This is a genomic window from Streptomyces sp. NPDC050636, from assembly GCF_040654775.1.
Taxonomy (GTDB): Bacteria; Actinomycetota; Actinomycetes; order Streptomycetales; family Streptomycetaceae; genus Streptomyces.
The window spans coordinates 1-4918 of the sequence record NZ_JBFAIP010000199.1; the positions used below are offsets into that span (position 1 = coordinate 1).

4 protein-coding genes are annotated in these 4918 nt (G+C 69.1%); all 4 read right to left on the bottom strand.

Features of this window, described 5'->3' with window-relative positions:
* Positions 1 to 359: VOC family protein (locus AB0I10_RS40235; RefSeq protein WP_363157707.1), on the bottom strand; the 359-nt coding region annotated here is incomplete at its 3' end.
* Positions 360 to 1144: 785 nt separating this feature from the next.
* Positions 1145 to 1705, bottom strand: a complete 561-nt coding sequence (locus AB0I10_RS40240; RefSeq protein ID WP_363157708.1) for an XRE family transcriptional regulator — start codon at positions 1703 to 1705, stop codon at positions 1145 to 1147.
* A gap of 9 nt (positions 1706 to 1714) precedes the next feature.
* Positions 1715 to 3829, bottom strand: coding sequence for a helix-turn-helix domain-containing protein (locus AB0I10_RS40245; RefSeq protein ID WP_363157709.1), 2115 nt, complete (start codon positions 3827 to 3829; stop codon positions 1715 to 1717).
* 264 nt (positions 3830 to 4093) lie between these two features.
* The gene (locus AB0I10_RS40250; protein ID WP_363157710.1) at positions 4094 to 4840 is read right to left on the bottom strand and encodes an SOS response-associated peptidase; all 747 of its coding nucleotides are present in this window, start codon (positions 4838 to 4840) and stop codon (positions 4094 to 4096) included.
* Positions 4841 to 4918: the final 78 nt, after the last annotated feature.

Consider the following 4918-nt stretch of genomic DNA (forward strand, 5'->3'; position numbering starts at 1 on the left):
ATGTAGCCGTTGGGGTCGGCGAAGTAGAGGACCCTCCGGCCCTGGACCTCGGTCTCCTTGACGACGTCCACGACGGGGCGGATGCGATCGATGTAACCGTCGATGTCGTCGACCGCGAGGTAGAACATGCCGAACGCACCCACAGGGGTGTCCTGGAGCGGGGGGAGGTATTCCCGCAACTGGTCGTCGCGCTGGAGCATGAGCGCGAACTCACCGTCGAAGAGCAGAAGGCGCAGATCGTCGTCGGCGCCGGTGTTCGCACCTGCGGGCAGAGCGGTGAAACCGAGCTTCTCGTAGAAGTCGACGGTGGCCTGGGTGTCCTTGACGCCCAGACACGGGGAGATGGCGGGAGCCTTCATCGGGATCACTCCTTGAGGGTGGGGCGCAGTGCCTGCGGAGTACGGCAGCGCCGGTTCTGGAAACGCCAGCCAGCTGACCACTGGGCGCCTCACGCCACAGCGAAAAGTACATTTGTACTGTAGATGAGAAGAAGGATACGCGCAACTCGGACATAGGGCCCATCACGGCTACTGGAGCGAGGGGCTCGAAACACCCCGGTCGCGATGGGACGGGAACGCATCGGCTTCACGGCGCCGACCGCACGGCTGCACGGCTGCACGCCGAGGCTGCGACAAGGTGCCGCCACCCTGGCGCTCGATACGCTTCAACCGAGAGCGATACGGTACGTACGTACAGTAAATCGAGCTGGATGCCCGAGGCCAGGAGGGAAGCCCCGGATAACCCACATGAAGCCCGCGCCGCAGCCACGGAGAAGGCCGTCGCCACCCGCGGCATCGAGGGCCTCCCCCACCGCACCGTCACCGAGGAAGAGCCTGCGTCGACCTGGGGGCGAACACCTACCACTCGCCACCGCGGGGGGGGCGGACTGCGTGGAGTCTCTGCGGCCTGTCGCCGCAGTGCCACACCGGCGCGGCGGTAGCCGACGCGGCAGTGGCCGAAGCGGCGGTAGCCGACGCGACCATTGCCCGTCGCTGGCAACTACCCAGCGCTATCGCGGCATTTATGGCTGAGCGAGTGACGCCGGCTGAGCGGCTACCGGCAGACGAGCCGCTTGTGCTACCGGAGGCCAGCCGCCAGCATCCCGACTCCGAGAAGGCAAAACCAACGTCTTGGCCTCCTACACCTAGCTGTAGTCGAGTTCTACGTAGTCGATGTCGGTGAACTCCACCAGGAGTCCGTCGGCGCGGCGGCCGCGGTCCTTGAAGTAGATCTCCTGCAAGCCCTCGGCGGCGATGTTCTGCAGTTGTTGCTCGGTGGCGCCCGACGCCTGGGCATCGAAGAGGCGGGCCGCAAAGGCGGGCGGCAGATGCTGGACGATCAGCCTGATCCGCCCGTCGTCCGTCGTGCCCGGCGCGGCGGTGAACCCGAAGCGGGCCCGAGTCTCGATGGTGATGCCGCCGGTGGCCGCAGCCCTCTGCTGGGCCTTCTGGCGCACCTTCGGCTGCCAGCGGCGGTGGACCTCGCGTTCCATGCGGGCGGCGAGGTCCTTTCGGGGGCGCCTGATCTGGTCTTTGACGTACCGCTCGACGGTGCGCTGGGAGACGCCCAGCAGCTGCGCGACGGCCTTGGTGGAGCCCTTGTGCTGTTTGACGAGGAACCGCACCTGGGCTCCGGCGGATTTCGGGATCGACCGGGTGGCGGTGGCGGTGGCGGCCTTGTCGAGACTGTCGCCGAGGATGCCCATGGGGTGTCTCTACTCTCCGCTGTCGGGGGCGTCGTCGCCCTTGATGTGGCGGGCCGGGTTGATCTGCTCGTCCTCGATGGTCTGGGCGAGCCAGAGGAAGTCGCGAGTTCCTTCGTGCTTGACCATGCCGGGGCTGACGCCGAGACGGAATCCGCCGGGCAGCGGCTTGCCGTCGGGCGTATGCGGCATGAAGTCGAGTGGGCTGGGGCCGTGGGAGAGGTAGACGGCGCAGTCGGACAGGATCGCCACCGGGAACAGGCCGACGCGGGCCCATGCCATGAGCTTGCGGTGCATGTTGGTGCGCGCCTTGCCGATCAGCTCGGCCCTGGCGTGGGGGCTCCAGGTCGGGCGCTCCAGGGCCGGCCACCGTTCCCCGAACTTGTGCTTGATGCTCTGGGGGCGCTCGCGCAGCTTGCCAATGCCGCCCTTGACCGTCGATTTGATGGCGGAGAGGACTGCGGCCTGGCCCGAGTCGATGCTCTTGTGCCGGGCCATCGCGGCGAGGAAGTCCTCCTCGTTCATGCCGGTGGTGACGCCGAGGTCGGCCATGGTGGCCATGTAGGCGTCGCGTAGGTGGGTGTACCAGGCGTCGAAGTAAGCCGCGTTCTCGTATCGGACGTACGCCTCGCTTGGTGCCACGGCGTGGCCGAGCTCGACAGCGTAGGCGACGGTCGAGGTCGAGTACCAGGCCGGCCCGGTCGGGTGGGTGCCCTTCGGCGTGAACGGGCTGGGCAGACGCGGGTCGAGATCGATGTGGGACAGATCCACCAGCCAGGAGCCGGGCAGCTTCGGATCGAACGCTGGGCTCCTGACGTGAGTTGCCGGGCCGGTGCCGATGACGAGGCGGTTGGCGGCCGCGGCGAAGGCCATGTTCACGTCGATGCCGACAGCGTGGGTGTAGCCCTGGGTGCACTCCTGGTCGGTCAGCGGCCTGAACCAGTCGTACGCCTCCTCATCGATGACCTGGTCCGGGGTGCGCACGTGATGGCGGGGGTAGAGGGCGGCGACCAGCGGGTGCTCGGCCGGCGCCTCCGGCGGTGCGGGATCGACGGGCTCGGTCAGTGCGCCGGGGTTCGGCCCGGACACCCAGGCGCCGGAGTCGTCCTTGACCGCGCGGGTCGGCGGGCGCAGCGCGCTCATCAGCTCCAGGCCGCATACGGCGGTCGAGCCGCGCGGGGTGATGACGCGGGTGGCGTACGAGCCGAGCACCGCGGCGACGTCGGCCGGCGACAGCTGCCCCGTGTCGCCCCAGGACCGGGTGTCGAGTGCGCCCCACGGCAGGATCGCGAACTGCACGCACTGCCGCTTTCCGCCCTCGGCAGGGCGGTAGATCCGCGGCCACGGGCCGAACCCGCGACGAGTCAGCTTCCACTTGGCCTTGGTGATCTGTTTGACGACCTTGTGGTCCTCCGGCAGCCTCAGGCCCCGCCGGTCCTCCAGGACTGCCGGGAGCCCGAGCCGTTCGGCGGCCGCGTCGGTGATGACGATCAGCGGGTCGGCGTCCTTGCCGTTGCGGTTGAGCCTGGAGGCGCCCAACTTCGCTTCGGTCAGGGCCCATTCGACCAGCGCGGGGAAGGTCTTGGCCGGGCAGTCCAGCACCAGGCCGCCGACGCAGTACGCCGATCCGTCGCCGCCCAGCACCGCCAGCGGCCCGTTCGCGAACCGCCCGTCGACCGCGACCGGCGCTGGCGCGGGCTTCAGAGTGGCCCTCTTCCCGGCCGAACGACGCGACGTCGAAGGCTTGGTGCTGCTCGCCGCCGGGTGGGACGGCGCCGCAGGAGCAGGGGCCTGTACCGGTTCCGGCGCCGGGTCGGTGAACGCTGTCGGGACCGCCGGTTCTATGGCAGCAGGCACGTCGACGGCCGGGGCGGGGAAGCGCTCGGCGAGGCCCTCCAGGAGTCGGGCGTAGGCGGCGCGCTTCGGCGGCCTCGGCTCGGTCTTGCCGGTCTCCCAGTTCCCCACCGCCTCCCGGCGCGCGTCCAGCGCCTTGGCGATCTGCGCCTGACTCAGCCCCGCCGCCTCACGCAGCCTCTTGCGCTCAGCAGGGTCCGGCAGAACGTCCTGCGCGACCTGTTCGAGCAAGGCGTCGACGGCGCTGAACAGCGCCTCTTCCTCTCTGGCCATCAGCTCACCTCCACTCCCACCCTATCGAATCGCGCACTGAATCGCTCGTCATTCACATATTCAATCGCTCATTATTCGCTCATTCTGGGTACGCTGCGGCCCCCGAAGGTCGAAATCGACTTCAGTCGATGCGCCATGAGGATTCGGTGCGATGAGAGAGGATTCGGTGCGATGAGATGCGATGCGCCCCGCCCGGAGCGGCCGCCGTTGAAGACCGGCCTCCGGTGGTGCCGTGCGCGGTGTCACGCTCGCATGCATCCAGCCTCAATCGGCGTGGTCACCGGCGATCTCGTCCAGCAGGTGGGGGCCGTTGTTGCGTACGTCGTTGACCGCGGTGGACACGGCGCGGGCGTCCAGGTGGCCGGCGGCTGGGGCCGCCAGCAGGGCGCGCAGTTCGTCGGCGTCCTCGTGGGTGGGGTCGAGCCAGGCACTCCAGTCGTCGGGGGCGATGGCCAGCGGCATGCGGGGGTGGACTCGTCCGGCGGCGTCGGTGGCCTCGGTCGTGATGATCGTGCAGGTGGACCACCACGCCCCGGAATCGTCGCTCTCGGATACGGCCGGGTCGCGCCAGAACTCGTACAGGCCGGCGAGCGCCATGACTTGGCCATCCCCGGGCGCGATGAGGTACGGCTGCTTGCGGGCCTTGGCCGTCTTGGTCGCCGCGACAGCCTGCCACTCGTAGAAACCGTCCGCCGGCAGCAGACAGCGGCGCTTGGCGAACGCCCGGCGGTAGGCCGGCTTCTCCGCCACGGTCTCCACCCGGGCATTGATCATTTTCGCGCCGATGCTCAGGCTCTTCGCCCACGACGGCACCAGGCCCCAGCGCAGCGGCTGCAGCTGCCGGGTGACCTCGCCAGTGTCGCGCTCGACGCGTTCCAGGACCGACCACACGTCGTCGGTGGGGGCCACGTTCCAGCTCGGTTCCAGGGTTTGATCAAAGTCCCAGCGCGTGACGTCGAACAGGTCGACCAGATCCTGCGGACGGCGGGTGGAGACATATCGGCCGCACATGCCCCCACCCTGCCACGCCGTCAGCCGCTGGCCGGCATCCGCGCCTCCAGCCGCAGCATGGGGTCTGCCGCCCGGCTC

What these genes read in the sequence shown, in the direction of transcription:
- AB0I10_RS40245 (WP_363157709.1), bottom strand. Translation starts at nt 3,829, where the DNA reads ATGGCCAGAGAGGAAGAGGCGCTGTTCAGCGCCGTCGACGCCTTGCTC.
- AB0I10_RS40250 (WP_363157710.1), bottom strand. Translation starts at nt 4,840, where the DNA reads ATGTGCGGCCGATATGTCTCCACCCGCCGTCCGCAGGATCTGGTCGAC.
- AB0I10_RS40240 (WP_363157708.1), bottom strand. Translation starts at nt 1,705, where the DNA reads ATGGGCATCCTCGGCGACAGTCTCGACAAGGCCGCCACCGCCACCGCC.